16 protein-coding genes are annotated in these 17057 nt (G+C 58.4%); 12 read left to right on the forward strand and 4 right to left on the reverse strand.

Features of this window, described 5'->3' with window-relative positions; translation table 11 throughout:
• Positions 1-190: 190 nt before the first annotated feature.
• Positions 191-649 (reverse strand): transposase, encoded by a 459-nt coding sequence (locus D8U61_RS08755; protein WP_016773369.1) that lies wholly within the window; start codon positions 647-649, stop codon positions 191-193.
• 474 nt (positions 650-1123) lie between these two features.
• Here D8U61_RS08755 and D8U61_RS08760 point away from each other — a divergent pair, with 474 nt between their 5' ends.
• From D8U61_RS08760 to D8U61_RS08790, 7 genes are all read left to right on the forward strand, one after another.
• Entirely contained in the window at positions 1124-2545 is a 1422-nt protein-coding gene (locus tag D8U61_RS08760; RefSeq protein WP_110646216.1) for an amino acid permease, read from the forward strand.
• A gap of 237 nt (positions 2546-2782) precedes the next feature.
• Positions 2783-3145: a GtrA family protein gene (locus tag D8U61_RS08765; protein WP_016773371.1), complete on the forward strand. Its 363-nt coding sequence runs from the start codon at positions 2783-2785 to the stop codon at positions 3143-3145.
• Entirely contained in the window at positions 3142-4611 is a 1470-nt protein-coding gene (locus D8U61_RS08770) for a UbiA family prenyltransferase (protein ID WP_241663609.1), read from the forward strand. Before D8U61_RS08765 ends, D8U61_RS08770 begins: the two co-directional genes overlap by 4 nt.
• The gene (locus D8U61_RS08775; protein WP_130926770.1) at positions 4608-5924 is read left to right on the forward strand and encodes an FAD-binding oxidoreductase; all 1317 of its coding nucleotides are present in this window, start codon (positions 4608-4610) and stop codon (positions 5922-5924) included. The genes D8U61_RS08770 and D8U61_RS08775 overlap by 4 nt, the downstream gene beginning before the upstream one ends.
• On the forward strand, positions 5921-6661 hold the full coding sequence (locus tag D8U61_RS08780; protein WP_016773373.1) for an SDR family oxidoreductase: 741 nt from the start codon (positions 5921-5923) through the stop codon (positions 6659-6661). Before D8U61_RS08775 ends, D8U61_RS08780 begins: the two co-directional genes overlap by 4 nt.
• Before the next feature lie 11 nt (positions 6662-6672).
• A complete protein-coding gene (locus D8U61_RS08785; RefSeq protein WP_081489869.1) occupies positions 6673-7620 on the forward strand; it encodes a flippase-like domain-containing protein in 948 nt (315 codons plus the stop codon).
• 21 nt (positions 7621-7641) lie between these two features.
• A complete protein-coding gene (locus D8U61_RS08790; RefSeq protein ID WP_016773375.1) occupies positions 7642-9060 on the forward strand; it encodes a glycosyltransferase family 39 protein in 1419 nt (472 codons plus the stop codon).
• A 46-nt stretch (positions 9061-9106) separates the two neighbouring features.
• On the opposite strand, the gene D8U61_RS08795 is transcribed toward D8U61_RS08790, so the two are convergent.
• Together D8U61_RS08795 and D8U61_RS08800 are read right to left on the reverse strand one after the other, a co-directional pair.
• Positions 9107-10726 carry an FMN-binding glutamate synthase family protein gene (locus tag D8U61_RS08795; protein WP_125925656.1) on the reverse strand — a complete coding sequence of 540 codons (1620 nt, stop codon included), beginning with the start codon at positions 10724-10726 and terminating at the stop codon, positions 9107-9109.
• 158 nt (positions 10727-10884) lie between these two features.
• The gene (locus tag D8U61_RS08800) at positions 10885-11685 is read right to left on the reverse strand and encodes a LuxR C-terminal-related transcriptional regulator (protein ID WP_024014176.1); all 801 of its coding nucleotides are present in this window, start codon (positions 11683-11685) and stop codon (positions 10885-10887) included.
• A 124-nt stretch (positions 11686-11809) separates the two neighbouring features.
• On the opposite strand from D8U61_RS08800, the gene D8U61_RS08805 reads away from it, so the two are divergent.
• From D8U61_RS08805 to D8U61_RS08825, 5 genes are all read left to right on the forward strand, one after another.
• Entirely contained in the window at positions 11810-12631 is an 822-nt protein-coding gene (locus tag D8U61_RS08805) for a carbon-nitrogen hydrolase family protein (RefSeq protein ID WP_130926771.1), read from the forward strand.
• Positions 12632-12898: 267 nt separating this feature from the next.
• A complete protein-coding gene (locus D8U61_RS08810; RefSeq protein ID WP_024014173.1) occupies positions 12899-14224 on the forward strand; it encodes an APC family permease in 1326 nt (441 codons plus the stop codon).
• A gap of 68 nt (positions 14225-14292) precedes the next feature.
• Positions 14293-14703 (forward strand): NUDIX domain-containing protein, encoded by a 411-nt coding sequence (locus D8U61_RS08815; protein ID WP_130926772.1) that lies wholly within the window; start codon positions 14293-14295, stop codon positions 14701-14703.
• Between the two features lie 23 nt (positions 14704-14726).
• A complete protein-coding gene (locus D8U61_RS08820) occupies positions 14727-15365 on the forward strand; it encodes a LysE family translocator (RefSeq protein WP_130926773.1) in 639 nt (212 codons plus the stop codon).
• A gap of 1 nt (position 15366) precedes the next feature.
• Positions 15367-15864 carry a GNAT family N-acetyltransferase gene (locus D8U61_RS08825; RefSeq protein ID WP_130926774.1) on the forward strand — a complete coding sequence of 166 codons (498 nt, stop codon included), beginning with the start codon at positions 15367-15369 and terminating at the stop codon, positions 15862-15864.
• 151 nt (positions 15865-16015) lie between these two features.
• On the opposite strand, the gene metR is transcribed toward D8U61_RS08825, so the two are convergent.
• Entirely contained in the window at positions 16016-16933 is a 918-nt protein-coding gene (metR, locus tag D8U61_RS08830) for a transcriptional regulator MetR (RefSeq protein ID WP_016773382.1), read from the reverse strand.
• Positions 16934-17057 lie beyond the last annotated feature (124 nt).

Below are 17057 nucleotides of genomic sequence, written 5' to 3' on the forward strand. Positions count from 1 at the left end.
ATCCCCGCTGGGCTGCAAAGCAGCCCCAAAACCTGCCACCACAGTTTCTACAGGCCCTCCGCGTGTGAGCAAATGACGACTGCTTCGCAGCCGAGCGGGGATAAATCCCCTCACCACAAGGATGTTGTGCACATCCCGGGATGTTGTCTGTGTGACGAAGAAATCCACCTATTCCATAGAACTATTGTGCTCAGAGCCAGTAGGCATCCCAAAGCGGGTAATCACCGAGGTTATCGACCAGCCCGGCTCGCAAAGGATTATTGATGATGTAGCGGGCGAAGGGCTCCAGGTCCTCGCCGTCACGGATCGCACGGTCGTGGTAGCCGGTTTGCCACAGCGGTCCGTGACGTCCGGTTTTTCTGTTAACCGCATGCGCACAGCGAGCCTTTACACCGCCAATGACTTCACCAAGTGAGCCGCGTTGCAATTGCATCAGCCAATGAAAGTGGTCAGGCATGACAACCCAGGCGATGGATTGCGCGACTCCTTGCTCATGAGCCCGGCGCAGTTCGGCAACCAGTAATCGGCCGGTCTGCCAATCTGCAAATACGGGCTGGCGTTCGTGGATGACAGAGGTGACGAAATAGGCACGACCGTTTTCCGAGAAACGACCTTGGCGCAGACGGTGGGAGTTGGGACGGACTGGCATGTGAGCTTCCTTGCATGTGCTCCTGGCTTTTTCAAAGGTTAGTGGTTGGCCACCCCGCTCGGCGCTGCAACTGTTGAGCGAAATTTCTGAATCCGTCGGGCGATTTATCCGTGATCAAGCGCGAGGCGAGACATCACACAGTGGATCAAATGCCCTAGGGCTGAAACATGACGCTGCACCATGTCTGTGCAATACTTCGCGGCTTTTTCAGTGACGACTTTTCCTACGTAATGCAGGTAATGCCTCTCCGCAGAACCCACTATTGCCGAGAGTTGTCGCTGAATGTTGGGACTTTTAGAGTGAAAAATCCTGCCCTGAGCTTTTTATACTGCACGCCCCGCTGATCTTTCAGGCCCGCCCTGCAAGACGCGTCAGCCCACGAAGCAGACGCGGTTTCCTGCCCAGCCAAGGCCTATCGGCCGACGCTTCGAAACCCGGTGGTCATATCCAATAACAAGACGAGGTTGTACCCCTATGCCAGTTGGCAATCCTCTGCCGCACGGCGACACCGCTTCGGGCGGTCCGCTCAAACGTGAACTCGGCGAACGGCATATCCGCCTGATGGCGCTCGGTGCCTGTATCGGCGTCGGCCTGTTTCTCGGCTCGGCCAAAGCCATCCAGATGGCCGGTCCGGCGATCATGCTTTCCTACATCCTTGGCGGTCTGGCGATCCTGGTGATCATGCGCGCCCTTGGCGAAATGGCCGTGCATAACCCGGTGGCCGGTTCGTTCAGCCGCTACGCGCAGGACTATCTCGGTCCGCTGGCAGGCTTTCTCACGGGTTGGAATTACTGGTTTCTGTGGCTGGTGACCTGCGTCGCAGAAATCACTGCGGTGGCGGTGTACATGGGTATCTGGTTCCCGGATGTGCCGCGCTGGATCTGGGCCCTGGCGGCGTTGATCAGCATGGGCTCGATCAACCTGATCGCGGTGAAAGCCTTCGGCGAATTCGAATTCTGGTTCGCCCTGATCAAGATTGTCACCATCATTGCCATGGTTATCGGCGGCGTCGGCATCATCGCCTTCGGTTTCGGCAATGATGGCGTGGCGCTGGGCATTTCCAACCTGTGGGCCCACGGCGGTTTCATGCCCAACGGCGTGACCGGTGTGCTGATGTCGCTGCAAATGGTCATGTTCGCCTACCTCGGTGTCGAGATGATCGGCCTCACCGCCGGTGAAGCGAAGAATCCACAGAAGACCATTCCTGACGCAATCGGCTCGGTGTTCTGGCGGATTCTGCTGTTCTACGTCGGCGCGCTGTTCGTGATTCTGTCGATCTACCCGTGGAACGAAATCGGCACCCAGGGCAGCCCGTTTGTGATGACCTTCGAGCGGCTGGGCATCAAGACCGCCGCCGGTATCATCAACTTCGTGGTGATTACTGCGGCGCTGTCGTCGTGCAACGGCGGCATCTTCAGCACCGGGCGCATGCTCTACAGCCTGGCGCAGAACGGCCAGGCCCCGGCCGGTTTCGCCAAGACCTCGAACAACGGCGTGCCACGCCGCGCGCTGTTGCTGTCAATTGCGGTGTTGCTGTTGGGCGTAGTGCTCAACTATCTGGTGCCGGAAAAAGTCTTCGTCTGGGTCACCTCGATTGCCACCTTCGGTGCGATCTGGACCTGGGTGATGATCCTCCTCGCCCAGCTGAAATTCCGCAAAGGCCTGAGCGCCAGCGAACGTGCCGGGCTCAAGTACAAGATGTGGCTGTACCCGGTCAGTTCATATTTCGCCCTGGCGTTTCTGGTACTGGTGGTCGGCCTGATGGCGTACTTCCCGGATACCCGCGTGGCGCTGTATGTCGGGCCGGCGTTTCTGGTGTTGTTGACGGTGTTGTTTTACGTGTTCAAGTTGCAGCCGACGCAAGTGTCGCAAGGTTCGGTGCGTTCGGTTTCTTGAACCGTAAGTGCGTAAACAACGAAGCCCTGATCGAGAGATCGGGGCTTTTGGGTTTTATGGGCACGGCGTTTAACGGTCAACGCATTGAAATCGCACGCGATGAGCAATTGACACGTGAGTACGACAAGATGACCGCTGGTCGGATAAAGCCCTCTACCTGTAATTTCTGACAGTAGACCGTTTTCAAGCTCCGGCCTAGCTTGGAGGTCCGTCCTCTGGAAGCGGCTGGCAACCACCATGAAAGGATTCTCTGCAACTACCGTTATCGGACTGGCCGATGCGCTCATCCATTGGCAAATATTTTTCGTGCTCTGTCAGGCGGCCGCCCTGAGTCAGGCAGCCAGCAACTTTGCGGCGTTCTGCGTAGCTGCTGCGCTCTCTTTCTATCTGAACATGCTTTATATCTTTGAAAGGGAAACGCCGGTATTTCCCTATCTGATGTTCATCGGCCTGATGGGCGGCGTCAGTTTTGGCGTGGGTGTCATCGCGGACGTCTGGCGCTTGTCCGGGCTGGTGACGGTCGCTTCGTTTTCGCTGGTGAATATTGTTTTAGGGTACTGCGTTTTCCGCTTTGTCCTTTTTAGAGGGCGACGGGCATGAACGTCTCGCTGCCTGACGTACTGCCGATGTCAGCGTCCTGCGCTACTTCAATGCCCTTCGTGGTTGATCTGGACGGGACCCTCCTCAAATCTGATCTGCTGTTCGAATGTGTGATGTCCTTTGTCCGCAGCAAACCATTGCACTGCCTGAAACTCTTACCTTGGCTCTGGCATGGCAAGGCGTATCTGAAAGATCGACTGGCAATGGCGACGGACATCGATGTCGCGACTTTGCCCTATGATCCCGACGCGCTCCGGATGATTGAGGAACAGCGCAATGCCGGTCGGAAAATTGTTCTGGCCACGGCCAGTCATCACACATTGGCGGTACGTATCGCCGAGCACCTGAAGCTCTTTGATGACGTTTTGGGTACGACCCTTGAGCAGAACCTTTCCGGAACGAACAAGCGTGATGTGCTGGTGACGTTATATGGGGAAAAAGGGTTCGATTACATCGGTAACTCGCTGGACGACTTGCCGATTTGGCGCTCGGCCAGACGTGCATATATCGTCAACCCTTTAGCAGGCGTCGAACGCGCCACCCGGCACATGGATAACGTAGTTCAGGTGGTTCAATCTCGGGTTACGTACTTCAGAAGTTTGTACAAGGCCTTGCGCATTCATCAATGGATGAAGAATGTGCTGATTTTCGTTCCCCTTTTTGCCGCGCATCTAATGGCCAATCCGCTGCTGTTGGGGCGCGGCATGCTGGCCTTCATACTTTTCGGCTTGTGTGCATCGAGCGTCTATCTCCTGAATGACTTGCTCGACCTGAACGATGACCGCAAGCACCCGACCAAACGCCACCGACCTTTCGCCAGTGGATCGTTATCTATCCAGTCCGGTCTGGTGGTTTTTCCCCTGCTGTTGTCAGCTTCGTTCATCGGTGCCTGGTTGTGGCTGCCTCATCCATTCGTTGCCGTGCTCGCCTCTTATTACATTTTGACGCTGGTGTATTCGCTGGCGCTGAAGCGGTTGATGGCACTGGATGTGATCGCCTTGGCGCTGCTTTATACCTTGCGCATCATTGCCGGTGGCGCCGCGTTTGGCCTCGACCTGACGGGGTGGATGCTGGCTTTTTCCATGTTCATGTTTTTGAGCCTCGCGCTGGTCAAGCGCTATGCCGAGCTGTTGCTGGCGCTGCACAGCGGCATCACCGGTAAGACCGGCGGCCGCGACTACTTTCCTGCGGACCTGGCAATGCTCTCCTCTTTGGGGGCCGCATCCGGTTATCTCGCCGTCCTGGTGTTAGCGCTTTACATCCATGACAGCGTGACTACCCAGCTGTACACATCTCCCCGATGGCTCTGGTTTGCCTGCCCATTGATGCTGCTCTGGATCACCCGTATCTGGCTCCTGACGCATCGCGGCCGCATGAATGAGGATCCGGTGGTTTTCGCACTGCGTGATCGCTTGAGTCTGGTGATGGGAACGGCGTTCTGTCTGATTTTCTGGATGGCGGCATGATGGCCTCGCTGGCTTCCTGGGGAAACTATCCCCATGCCCCGCAGAGTGGTCGTCCCTGCCACTGGCAAGCGGATATCAGACCGCAGTGGCAGCATTTGATCGAATCTCACGGGACAACGTTACCGTTTGGCAATGGCCGCAGCTATGGCGATAGCTGCATGGCCGCAAGCGATCATGTGCTGCAATTACGCCCCCTGAACCGCTTCATCGAAGCCGATTGGGAAAAGGGTGAGATCTGCGCAGAAGCGGGTGTGACACTGGGCGAGATTCTGCAATTGGCCATTCCCCGCGGCTGGTTTTTACGCGTCACGCCCGGTACGCGGCACGTAACGCTGGGTGGGGCGGTGGCCAATGACGTCCACGGGAAAAATCACCATCGCTGCGGCACGTTTGCTCATTCGCTGGTGTGTTTCGAACTGCACCGATCCGTGCAATCGCCGATGGTCTGTTCGCTGCGGGAAAATCCTCAGTGGTTTGCTGCAACGATCGGCGGGCTCGGCCTGACGGGCGTGATTACCTGGGTGCGCATTCGTCTGCGCAAGATCCAGTCGAGCCTGATCGACAGCACACGGGTGCGTTTTGACTGTCTGGATGATTTTTTTGCCCTGTCGGCCGACATGGATGCGCAGCATGAATACAGCGTCGCGTGGATCGATTGCCTGGCCAAGGGCAATGCGCTAGGGCGCGGATGCTTCACGGCTGGTGATCATTGCGTGGCGGGGCCCCTTGAGGTCGCTGCACCACGTTCTCTGTCTGTCCCGATCCGCCCTCCGGTATCGCTGATCAATTCGCTCACCTTGAAACTGTTCAACGATCACTACTGGAAACGGCAGCCAGCGAACGGACAACATCAAAAGGTTGGCTACAGCTCGTTTTTCTATCCGCTGGACCGTATCGAAAACTGGAATCGCATCTACGGACGCAGAGGTTTCCAGCAATTTCAGTGCGTATTGCCGGCCTCGGTTGCAGCCGTGGCACTGGCCGAATTACTCAAGTCGATTGCGCGTAGCGGCAGTGGCTCTTTCCTCGCGGTACTCAAGCGTTGTGGCGACATTCCTTCGCCGGGATGGCTTTCCTTTCCTATGCCCGGTACTTCATTGGCGCTGGACTTTCCACACGACATAGATCTGCCGAAAAAACTTCTGCCGCGGCTCGACGCCATCGTGCGGGAAGCAGGCGGTCGTTTGTATCCAGCCAAGGACGCTCACATGAGCGGCAGCGATTTTCGCCAGGCCTATCCCGCCTGGGAGCAACTGGAAGCGATGCGCGATCCAACCCTGATGTCCCGTTTCTGGCAGCGAGTCACGCGATGAAAAAAATACTGATTGTGGGCGCCACCTCGGCGATTGCCTGCGCTTGCGCACGATTGTGGGCGGCTGATCGCAGCGAATTGTTCCTGGTCGGCAGGGATGCGCAAAAGCTCCAGCAAACCAGTGTCGATCTGCAGGCTCGAGGTGCCAGAGCCGTGACCACGTACGTCATGGACGCCAGTGATATCGCCGCACATCCGGTCATGTACGAGAAGTGCCTGGCGACGTTGCAGACGGTGGATATCTGTCTGATTGCCTATGGCTCGCTGCCAGATCAGTACGCGTGCGAACAACACGTTGAACAGGCCATGGAGCAGTTCGCCAATAACGGCAGTTCAATGATCGCGCTGTTGACGCTGTTGGCAAACCGCATGGCTGTCCAGCAGCACGGCACGCTGGCGGTCATTTCCTCGGTTGCCGGGGATCGAGGACGACCTTCCAATTACCTGTACGGCGCGGCAAAGGCGGCCGTGTCCACGTTCTGCGAAGGCCTGCGGGTACGCTTGTTCAAGGCGGGTGTGCATGTGATCACGATAAAGCCCGGGTTAGTCGACACGCCCATGACGCAAGGGCTGGCGCTGCCCTCCTTGCTTGTAGCGCAACCCGATACGGTTGCCCGGCGAATAGTCAGAGGGATCAATCGACAGGTGGCGGTGCTGTATGTGCCCGGGTTTTGGGGGCTGATCATGTGGCTGATTCGGGTGATGCCGCAGCCGTTGTTCAAGAGGCTGAACCTGTGAATCAGAGACTGATGTTATCCGGGTGGCGCTATCGCGTTTTGATTGGCTCGGTGATCTGCTCCGCCCTCGCTTATCTCGCTGTTTCCCTGTGGGGTGGGTGGTCGGCTGTGAGCGTGGCGGTCAGTCGAGTGGGCTGGTGGCAGTGCGGGCAAATCGTCAGCGTGGTTTTGCTTGGATACGGTCTGCGTTTCTTGCGTTGGCAGGGTTATCTGTCTGCCCTGGGCCACCGGTTGCCCTGGCGGCCGAGCTTGAACATCTACCTGGCCGGATTCGCCCTGACGACTACTCCCGGCAAGGCCGGGGAGGCGTTGCGCGGTGTTTTGCTCAAACGTTTGGAGGTGCCTTACGCACAGAGCTTTGCCGCGCTGTTCAGTGAGCGGCTTGCGGACCTGCTGGCGATGGCGGGCCTGGCATTCTTCGGCTTGAGCGCGCATCCGGAATGGTTGTCGATGATCGTTGCCAGTTTCGTCCTCCTGGCATGCGGTGCATCGATGATGTTTTCCCCAAGCCTTGCCAGCGCGATTGATCGTCGCACTGAGCAACGGCACGACAGATTCTCGCGGTTGCTGGGGCATGCCGTTCAGGTATTGCGTCAGTCGCGCCGCTGTCATTCTCCTCGTCGCGTCATGGGCGCAACGCTATTGAGCCTGCTGGCCTGGGGGCTTGAAGCATTGGCGTTTTACTGGATTTTGCAGGCGATGGGCGCGGACGTGAGGCTGACGTTAGCGATCTTTATTTATGCGGTGGCCATGTTGGCGGGGGCGTTGAGTTTCATGCCGGGCGGCTTGGGCACTGCCGAAGCAGTGATGCTAGCGCTGCTGGTTTCAGGCGGAGTCGGGTTGGCGGATGCGATCGCGGCGACGGTTTTGTTGCGGCTGGTGACGTTGTGGTTGGCGGTCGGGGTGGGGATGCTCGCACTTTTATGGAAGAGGTCGGTAGCCGGTTTTGCTCATGGCTGAGTAACTACTGAGGAGATGAAAATGGACATTGAGTCGCGAAAGTACAAGTTGGCAATGTACCTGTGTCTGACTGGCGCGATTGGATTTGGCCTGTATGTAAGGTTGCGCAACATCGATGCTACTGGCCTGTGGCTGGATGAGGCCTTCAGTGTGTCGGTAAGCGATCCGCAAAATGGATTCTTTGACGTTTATCGAACTACATTGAATGATGTTCATCCTCCCTTTTATCAGATTTTACTGTGGGCTTATTATCATGCTGTCGGATTTGGAGAGCACACAGGGCGGTATCTCTCTGCGGTAATCGGCGTGCTGTTGATTCCCGCTATATTCCTCCTCGGGCGCAAATTGTTTGATGAGCAAATAGGGCTCATCGTTGCGTGGTTGGCATCGGTCAACAGTTTTTTGGTTCAGTATTCGCAAGAGACTCGCTCTTATGCGCTTTTGACGTTGCTTACCGTTTTGTCTTTTGTGGTCTTTTTGCGTTGCTTGAGTCGAGGCAGGGGGCAGGATTTTTTTTGCTACTGGCTGATTTCCGCTGCACTGATAAATACTCATTACTTCGGCTATCTGCCAGTCTTTGCTCAGGTGCTTGTGTTGCTTCGCATGATCTTGCGCAGTGAAGTCCAGAGCCAAGTTATATACAAGTTCGCTTGCGCTGGATTTTTCGCCGCGTTAACCGTGGTTCCTGCTTTATCGTACGCTGAGAGTAGCTTTTCGCGGGAGTTCTGGATTCAACCGCCTGAGGATGTGTTTTTTTTCAAGGTTTTCCTGTCGTATTTTGGAGATTCGTTTTTAGCTGCTTTGTGCGCAGTAATCTTGATTACAGGGCTGGTTTCGATAGCTGGAAATCCTGCAGGCACAAGTACTTACAGGCTGATTATGTTCTGGGGGGTAGTAGGAATTGTGGTGCCCTATGTCTGTTCTGTTTATCTACGGCCGGTGGCGACTATACGCAATTTTATTTTTCTTCTGCCTGCGGTATTGCTGGTAGCTGCGCACGCGGTTGGCAATATAAGAGATGTGACAGTAAAAATTTTAATGCTGGTGGTTTTGATGACATTTTCTGCTACGCCTTTATTCAAGGATGTCAGTTATCTAAGGGATCCTGAAAATCCCTACTCCCGCGAAACGCACATGAGAGATATCGTCATCTCTGTAATGGGTAAGTCAAAGGTGTTGCCAATTTATTCGCTTGATGCGGTTCAGTTTGGCGTCTATTTCAAATTGCTGGAGTCTCCGCTGCTTGTGAATAATTTAGAGAAGCTGAAAGCTGATTTGTCGTTGCCCGGTCGCCCAAAAGATTTTTATGTTCTGGAAACGAACTATGGTGCTGGCTTTGCTCAGGAAGTCGAACTTTTGCAAAGATACGAAGCAAAAATTATCGATAAGGAAGAAATAGGTCATGTGCGTTTATTCAAGATACGTACGTTTGCACCATGATCGGTAAGGGTGTGCATTCCGAATGGAAATGCACACCTTTCAGCCGTTACGCAGCGACGACTTCTGCCGGCTCAAAACTGTCCGCCCGCGCCATCTGCCACATCCGCGAATAGAACTCGCCATTCACCTCACCGGTGAGCAACTCCCCCGGTTTCAAAAACACGTGCAACTGCGAGAACAGTTTGATCTCGGTCGCCGACATGCGCCGCACCAGATGCTTGGCCGACAGTTGCGATGGATGATCGAGCCCGGCGGCAGCGAGCATCTCCGCCAGCGCTTTGAGCGTGCTGCGATGGAAGTTGTAGACGCGCTGGGCCTTGTCCGGCACCACCAGAGCGCGCTGGCGCAGGGCGTCCTGGGTGGCGACGCCGGTCGGGCATTTGTTGGTGTGGCACGACTGTGACTGGATGCAGCCGATGGCGAACATGAAGCCGCGCGCCGAGTTGGCCCAGTCGGCGCCGATGGCCAGCACGCTGGCGATGTCGAAGGCGCTGACGATCTTGCCGCTGGCGCCGAGTTTGATCTTGTCGCGCAGGTTCAGGCCGACCAGGGTGTTGTGCACGAACAACAGGCCTTCGCGCATCGGCACGCCGATGTGGTCGGTGAACTCGACAGGCGCTGCGCCAGTGCCGCCTTCCTTGCCATCGACGACGATGAAGTCGGGAAGAATGCCGGTTTCCAGCATGGCCTTGGCAATGCCCATGAATTCCCACGGATGGCCGAGGCAGAACTTGAAACCCACCGGTTTGCCACCGGACAGCTCACGCAGTTGCTGGATGAACTGCATCATCTCGATCGGCGTGGAAAACGCACTGTGGCGCGACGGCGAAACGCAGTCCTCGCCCATCAGGATGCCGCGGGTTTCAGCAATCTCTTTGGTGACCTTGTGCTTGGGCAGGATCCCGCCGTGGCCGGGTTTGGCGCCCTGGCTCATCTTGATTTCAATCATGCGCACTTGCGGATTCTGTGCCTGTACGGCGAAGCGCTCCGGGTCGAAACGGCCGTCGCTGGTGCGGCAGCCGAAGTAGCCGCTGCCCAGCTCCCAGGTCAGATCACCACCATGTTCGCGGTGATACGGGCTGATGCTGCCTTCACCGGTGTCGTGGGCGAAGTTGCCGAGTTTCGCCCCCTGATTCAGCGCCCTGATCGCGTTCGCGCTGAGCGAGCCGAAGCTCATCGCCGAAATATTGAAGATCGACGCCGAGTACGGCTGCGTGCACTGCGGACCACCGACAGTGACGCGGAAACCGTTCGGGTCACTCAACGGCGCCGGGCGCATCGAGTGGCCGATGAATTCGAAGCCGGACTGGTAGACGTCGATCAGCGTGCCGAACGGTTTGTCGGCGGTTTCGTTTTTCGCTCGCGAGTACACTAGCGAACGCTGGGCGCGGGAGAAGGGCAGGGCGTCGCTGTCGGACTCGAGCAGATACTGGCGAATCTCCGGGCGGATACCTTCGACCAGATAACGGATGTTGCCCAGAATCGGATAATTGCGGCGCACTGCATGGCGCGTCTGCAACAGGTCGAACACGCCGAGCAGGCTCAGCACCCCAGTGACGGCAGTGATCGGCCACAGCCAGTCATGTTCGAGAAAGGGCAGGCTGGCGAGGGTGAAAATCACGCAGACGGCAAAGAAGGCGTAGCGGCTCAGCAAAGACAGGCTCATACGGGTTCCTTGGTTCGGACTCAATTTTGTGCAACGGCACGCATTTCTGTGGGAGCGAGCCTGCTCGCGAAGACGGCGGACCAGCCAACCTTGATGTCGGCCATGAGGGCCTCTTCGCGAGCAGGCTCGCTCCCACAAAAAGCGTTAGTCACATTGTTTCAGGCGTTCTGCGCCTGCAGAAAAATCGAAAACAGCTCGGACTGGGATTTGATCCCCAGCTTGCTGTACATGTGTTTCTTATGGACTTTCACGGTTTCCACGGAGATTTCCAGCTTGCGGGCGATTTCCTTACTGGAACAACCGCTGAGCATCAAACGCCCTACGTCCAGTTCCCGCGCGGTCAATTGGGCGCCCTTGAGCTGTTGCACCGACGCTTCCAGTTGCACCCGCCAGTCTGCCTGCGCAGGTGCGGCGGCGAGGGCCACGGTTTCGTTGATCTCGTACGGCAGACGCTGGCGCAACAGACCCAGTACCCACGGCTGGATCAAAGACAGCAAAGCGATCTGTTCGCCAGTGAAACGTTTTTCACTGCCCAGCGACAGGCACAGCGTGCGCTCGCCCTCGAGCTGGCAATTGAACTGGATTTCGTCGGCCACCACATTCAGACGAAAGTATCGCTGGTAGTACTCGGTCAGCTCGAAATGCTCCGGCGCGACTTCCGAGAGGCGATACAGGCCGGTGCGCGACTGCTCGCGGCAGGCGATGTAGAACGGATCGAGCAGATACAGCCCGCGCAGGTAATCCTGGAACAGCGGGTCCGGGCTGCCGTCCTCGCCGGGGCATTCGGCGAAGACTTGCGGATGCTGATCGGCGCTGAACAGCAGCACCACCCAGCTATCGAACGCCACGTACTGCTCAAGCAGGCGCACCAGTTGCGCCCAGAAATTCGGCTTGTCGAGCGCGTCGATCAATTGCCCGACCGCGCGGTGCCAAGTGATGTCATTCAACGAAAGTGTCATCGATCTACCCCAATCGGGTTACCCCGGCCGCGTGATTCCCTGGCCGGTTGCTTGCTGCGCATACTGGCCCACAGACGGGCACCGGGCAATCTTTCCGGGCCGGGCCACATAACAAGGGATAACCATGAAAGTCGAACTCGCCCAACTGGCGGGCCGTGACAACGACACGGCTTACAACCTGCAACGCGCACTGGCGGCGATTGCTGCCTGCGCGGCCGACACGCAGATGATCGTGTTCCCGGAAACCCACCTGATGGGCTTCCCCAACGCCGAAACCGTGGCGCAGATCGCCGAACCGCTCGACGGCCCGACCGTCAGCGCCGTGCTCGCATCAGCGCGTGAGCGTGACATGGCTGTGGTGATCGGCATGGCCGAAAACGACAACGGCCGCTTCTACAACACCACGCTGCTGATCACTCCCGAAGGCATCGCCCTGAAATACCGCAAGACCCATCTGTGGGCTTCGGATCGCGGCGTGTTCGAGGCCGGCGACCGTTACGCCACCTGCGTGTGGAACGGCGTGCGCGTGGGCCTGTTGATCTGCTACGACATCGAGTTCCCGGAAACCGCCCGCGCCCTGGCGCAACTGGGTGCGGAATTGCTCATCGTCACCAACGGCAACATGGACCCGTACGGCCCGACCCACCGCACCGCGATCATGGCCCGCGCCCAGGAAAACCAGGCGTTTGCGCTGATGGTCAATCGCGTTGATGCAGGGGATGACGGCCTGGTGTTTGCCGGCGGCAGCGCGCTGGTCGATCCGCTGGGTGCGCTGCTGTTCGAGGCCGGACGCGAAGAAGGGCGGTTCAGGGTCGAGCTGGATTTCACGCAACTGGAGATTGCGCGCAAGGATTATCGCTATCTGGATGATCAGCGTTTGAAGTTGCCGGGGGAGGTGGTGGAGCAGGCTTGCGGTGTTCGCGAGCTATTGATTCCACACCCATAACCGCTGCCCTCACCCTAGCCCTCTCCCGGAGGGAGAGGGGACTGACCGAGGTGTAGTTTCGAAATACATCGACCTGAGATACCGAGTCGAACTCAGATACTGAAGTCCACATAGATCGGCTCCCTTTCCCCCTCGCCCCCTTTGGGGGAGAGGGCTGGGGTGAGGGGGGTAACGATCTTCAGTCGAACAAAAATAATCAGCCACACCCGAAATTTTCGCCGAACCCGGCTCTGCCATAAATCCAATAACATTCGGAGTAAGTCGCCCATGGCTCGTTTGCAACGCACCCTTTCGCTAGGGTCGGTGGTGCTGTTCGGCATCGCCTACATGACGCCGATCATTGTCCTCGGCACTTTCGGCATCCTCGCCCAGTCCACCGCCGGCATGGTGCCGGCCGCCTACCTGGCCGCGCTGGTGGCAATGTTCTTCACCGCCATGAGTTACGGACGCATGGCCGCCGCTTTCCCTGTTGCCGGCTCGGCTTACAGCTATGTGCGCAAGGCGATCAGCCCGAAACTCGGTTTCATTGCCGGCTGGGCGGTGTTGCTCGATTACCTGTTCCTGCCGATGGCGATCTGGCTGATCGGCGCGGCCTATCTGGCCTCGGCGTTCCCGTCGATCCCGCAATGGATCTGGGTGCTGGCGTTCATCGGCATCACCAGTGCGATCAACATCGTCGGGCTGAAACTGGCCAATGGCATCAACGCCTTGCTGATGCTGGTGCAGTTCCTCGTATTGATTGCCTTCGTTGCGCTGTGCGTGCACTACATCGGCGGCGATGCGAGCACGCCGCTGTGGTCGATCAAACCGTTCTTCAACGGCGACATGCAGATGCCGCTGATCATGAGCGGCGCGGCGATTGCCTGCTATTCATTCCTTGGCTTTGACGCTGTGAGCACCCTGACCGAAGAGACCCGCGATCCACGCCGCACCATTCCCCGGGCGATCATGCTGATCACCCTGATTGGCGGCCTGATCTTCGTCGGCGTTTCGTACTTCGTGCAGATCGCTCATCCATCGTTCCAGTTCGACAGCGTCGACTCGGCAGCCTATGAAATTGCGCGCAATATCGGTGGCGACCTGTTCGTGTCGATCTTCCTGATCGGCCTGATCGTCGGCCAGTTCGCCTCGGGGCTGTCGGCCCAGGCAAGTGGTTCGCGACTGTTGTTCGCCATGGGCCGCGACGGCGTCTTGCCGAAGTCTTTTTTCGGCACCTTGCATGCGCGCTTCGGCACCCCGGTCAACAGCATTCTGTTGTGCGCGGCGGTGGCGTTGCTGGCGCTGAAACTCGACGTTACCACCTCGACCTCGTTCATCAACTTCGGCGCGTTCCTGGCGTTCAGCCTGGTCAACCTGTCGGTGATCTTCCATTACTGGATCGGCGGCGAGAAAAAAGGCCCGCGCGAGTTGCTGCTGTTTCTGCTCTGCCCGCTGATCGGTCTGGTCGCCGACCTGTGGCTGATGGTCAGCCTTGATCATCTGGCGGTGTGGCTGGGGCTGAGCTGGCTGGCGATTGGTGTGGTGTATCTCGCCGTGCTGACCGGTGGTTTCCGCCGTCAGCCGCCGGAACTGGATTTTCAGGAAGCGACCTGAGCTTCGTGGCTTGGCTTCCCTCTGACGGGCATGGGATCCTTGGCGCTTTTGCGCCAAGGGATTCCTTTATGTCGACCATTCACATCGCCGCTGCGCTGCTGCTCAACACCCAAGGCCAGACTCTGCTGGTGCGCAAGCGCGGCACCGCGGCGTTCATGCAACCGGGTGGCAAGATCGAAGCCCACGAGTTGCCGGTACACGCATTGGCCCGTGAGCTGGAAGAAGAACTCGGGCTGCAGATCGATCCGACGCAGGCGATTTTCCTCAACAGTTTTTCCGCCCCCGCTGCCAACGAGCCGGGCTTCAGCGTGCACGCGGAGATCTTCCAATTGACCATCGATACTGACGTGTGTCCGGCGGCGGAAATCGAGGAAGTCATATGGGTCGATCCGGCCACTGATCCGGCGCTCGAGCTGGCGCCGTTGACACGCGAGCACATCCTGCCGTTTTATCGCCGTTCATTGACGGCACTCGCCTGATCATTCCCGCAAAGGACGTTGCCATGATCCCGTTGCAAGACCTGCTGATCTTCGCCGCCGCCGCATTGCTGATGGTGCTGACGCCGGGGCCGAACATGATCTATCTGATCTCGCGGTCGATCTGTCAGGGCCGCCGCGCCGGAGTGACTTCGTTGCTTGGCGTGGTCGGCGGGTTTTTCGTGCATATGTTCGCCGCGGCGGCGGGTTTGACGGCGGTGTTTCTCGCCGTGCCGATGGCTTATGAAGTGTTGAAATGGGCCGGCGCGTTGTACCTGCTGTGGCTGGCCTGGCAAGCGCTGAAACCCGGCGCGCGTTCGCCGTTCGAAGCGCAGCAATTGCCGCCGGACTCGTCGCGCAAGCTGATCACCATGGGCTTTCTCACCAGTGCGCTGAACCCGAAAATCGCCGTGTTCTATCTGTCGGTGTTTCCGCAATTCATCAGCCCTGAGCACGGCTCGGTGTTCGCCCAAAGCATCGTCCTCGGCCTGACGCAGATCAGCGTCAGCGTCAGCGTCAATCTGTTGATCGCGCTGTTCGCCGCAGGCATCGCCTCGTGGTTTGTGCGCAACCCGACGTGGCTGGCGATGCAGCGTTATTTCATGGGCCTGGTGCTCGGCGGCCTCGCCGTAAAACTGATGCTCGAACAACGCCGGGCCGCCTGACATGTGGATCGAACGGCTGGACGCCAGCCATGCCCTGGCTTATCGCGAACTGATGCTTGAAGCCTATGACCGGCATCCGCAGGCGTTCACTTCCAGCGTGCGCGAACGCGCGGTGATGCCGTTGAGTTGGTGGGAAGCGCGCCTGACCAGCAAGCTCGATGTGGTGCTAGGGGCATTCGATGCCGGGACGTTGGCCGGGATTGTCGGCCTGGCGTTCGAACCGCGAGAGAAGGCGCGCCACAAGGCCACGCTGTTCGGCATGTATGTCTCGGCAGATTTTCGTCGCAAGGGTCTGGGCTTTGATCTGGTGCAGGCGGCATTGGCCGAAGCGCAAAAGCATCCGGCGCTGAAACTGCTGCAGCTCACCGTCACCGCCGGCAATGACGCGGCTTTTCAGTTGTACCAGCGTTGCGGCTTCATTCAGTACGGCCTCGAACCGCTCGCCGTGCGGGTGGGCGAAGACTACTTCGACAAGATCCACATGTGGCGCCAGCTCTGACCCAGCGATAATTTCCGCCTGCTGATCGTTCCCACGCTCTGCGTGGGAATGCAGCCCGGGACGCTCTGCGTCCCATCCAAAGCCGAACGCAGAGCGTCCGTTGAGGCATTCCCACGCAGAGCGTGGGAACGATCATCTCCTGCACAGCAGATCAGCGTACGGCGCTGACACCATCGAGGGTCGAAAACGAGGTGTCCTTGGCGGTCAGCAGGAAATCGCGCATGTACGGCGCGTCGAGCATGTCCGTGCGAATCGCCGCGTACAGCGTCGCGAACAAGCCCTTCTCACCCAACCGTTTGCCCTTCACATAGCCGCGCGAGCTGTATTCATGCAGCGCCCAGTGCGGCATGCCGCAGACGCCACGGCCGCTGGCGACCAGTTGCATCATCATCACCGTCAGTTCTGAAGTGCGCACCTGCGCCGGTTCGATGTCGGCCGGTTCGAGGAAGCGGGTGAAGATGTCCAGGCGATCGCGCTCGACCGGGTAGGTGATCAGCGTTTCGGTCAACAAGTCTTCAGGAACGATGTACGGCTTGCTCGCCAGTGCATGCTGATTGGCCACGGCGAGCATGGCTTCGTAGGTGAACAGCGGCACGTAAGTGATGCCGGCAATTTCCAGCGGATCGGAGGTCACCACCAGATCCAGATCGCCACGGGCCAGTGCCGGCAGCGGCGCGAAAGCGAAACCCGAAGCCAGGTCCAGCTCGACTTCCGGCCAGGCATCGCGGAACTGGTCGATGGTCGGCATCAGCCACTGGAAGCAGCTGTGGCATTCGATCGCCATGTGCAGACGCCCGGCGGTGCCACCGGCCAGCCGACCGATGTCCCGTTCAGCGGCGCGCAACAGCGGCAGGGTGGCGTCGGCCAGTTGCAGCAGGCGCAAACCGGCGCTGGTGAAGCGCACCGGTTTGGTCTTGCGCACGAACAACTGCATGCCCATGCGCTCTTCCAGCTCTTTGAATTGGTGCGACAGTGCTGACTGTGTCAGATGCAAACGGTCGGCGGCATCCACCAGGCTGTCGGCCTCGCGCAGGGCATGCAGGGTTTTCAGATGTCGGATTTCAAGCACCGGCGAGGCTCCATGAAGAAAACTTGTGACGAATGCGGGGAAGGTGAGTTTGTCTCATGACGTTGGCTTTGTCGATCTGCCGGCCATGATCCGGCGATGCAATCGACAGCCGACCGCTCGGCAC

The organism is Pseudomonas sp. Sample_14, assembly GCF_004307515.1.
In the GTDB taxonomy this organism is placed as follows: domain Bacteria; phylum Pseudomonadota; class Gammaproteobacteria; order Pseudomonadales; family Pseudomonadaceae; genus Aquipseudomonas; species Aquipseudomonas atacamensis.

Excerpts from the sequence above, each read along its gene's own strand:
- D8U61_RS08755 (WP_016773369.1), bottom strand. The coding sequence starts at position 649 with ATGCCAGTCCGTCCCAACTCCCACCGTCTGCGCCAAGGTCGTTTCTCG.
- D8U61_RS08760 (WP_110646216.1), top strand. The coding sequence starts at position 1,124 with ATGCCAGTTGGCAATCCTCTGCCGCACGGCGACACCGCTTCGGGCGGT.
- D8U61_RS08765 (WP_016773371.1), top strand. The coding sequence starts at position 2,783 with ATGAAAGGATTCTCTGCAACTACCGTTATCGGACTGGCCGATGCGCTC.
- D8U61_RS08770 (WP_241663609.1), top strand. The coding sequence starts at position 3,142 with ATGAACGTCTCGCTGCCTGACGTACTGCCGATGTCAGCGTCCTGCGCT.
- D8U61_RS08775 (WP_130926770.1), top strand. The coding sequence starts at position 4,608 with ATGATGGCCTCGCTGGCTTCCTGGGGAAACTATCCCCATGCCCCGCAG.
- D8U61_RS08780 (WP_016773373.1), top strand. The coding sequence starts at position 5,921 with ATGAAAAAAATACTGATTGTGGGCGCCACCTCGGCGATTGCCTGCGCT.
- D8U61_RS08785 (WP_081489869.1), top strand. The coding sequence starts at position 6,673 with ATGTTATCCGGGTGGCGCTATCGCGTTTTGATTGGCTCGGTGATCTGC.
- D8U61_RS08790 (WP_016773375.1), top strand. The coding sequence starts at position 7,642 with ATGGACATTGAGTCGCGAAAGTACAAGTTGGCAATGTACCTGTGTCTG.
- D8U61_RS08795 (WP_125925656.1), bottom strand. The coding sequence starts at position 10,726 with ATGAGCCTGTCTTTGCTGAGCCGCTACGCCTTCTTTGCCGTCTGCGTG.
- D8U61_RS08800 (WP_024014176.1), bottom strand. The coding sequence starts at position 11,685 with ATGACACTTTCGTTGAATGACATCACTTGGCACCGCGCGGTCGGGCAA.
- D8U61_RS08805 (WP_130926771.1), top strand. The coding sequence starts at position 11,810 with ATGAAAGTCGAACTCGCCCAACTGGCGGGCCGTGACAACGACACGGCT.
- D8U61_RS08810 (WP_024014173.1), top strand. The coding sequence starts at position 12,899 with ATGGCTCGTTTGCAACGCACCCTTTCGCTAGGGTCGGTGGTGCTGTTC.
- D8U61_RS08815 (WP_130926772.1), top strand. The coding sequence starts at position 14,293 with ATGTCGACCATTCACATCGCCGCTGCGCTGCTGCTCAACACCCAAGGC.
- D8U61_RS08820 (WP_130926773.1), top strand. The coding sequence starts at position 14,727 with ATGATCCCGTTGCAAGACCTGCTGATCTTCGCCGCCGCCGCATTGCTG.
- D8U61_RS08825 (WP_130926774.1), top strand. The coding sequence starts at position 15,367 with ATGTGGATCGAACGGCTGGACGCCAGCCATGCCCTGGCTTATCGCGAA.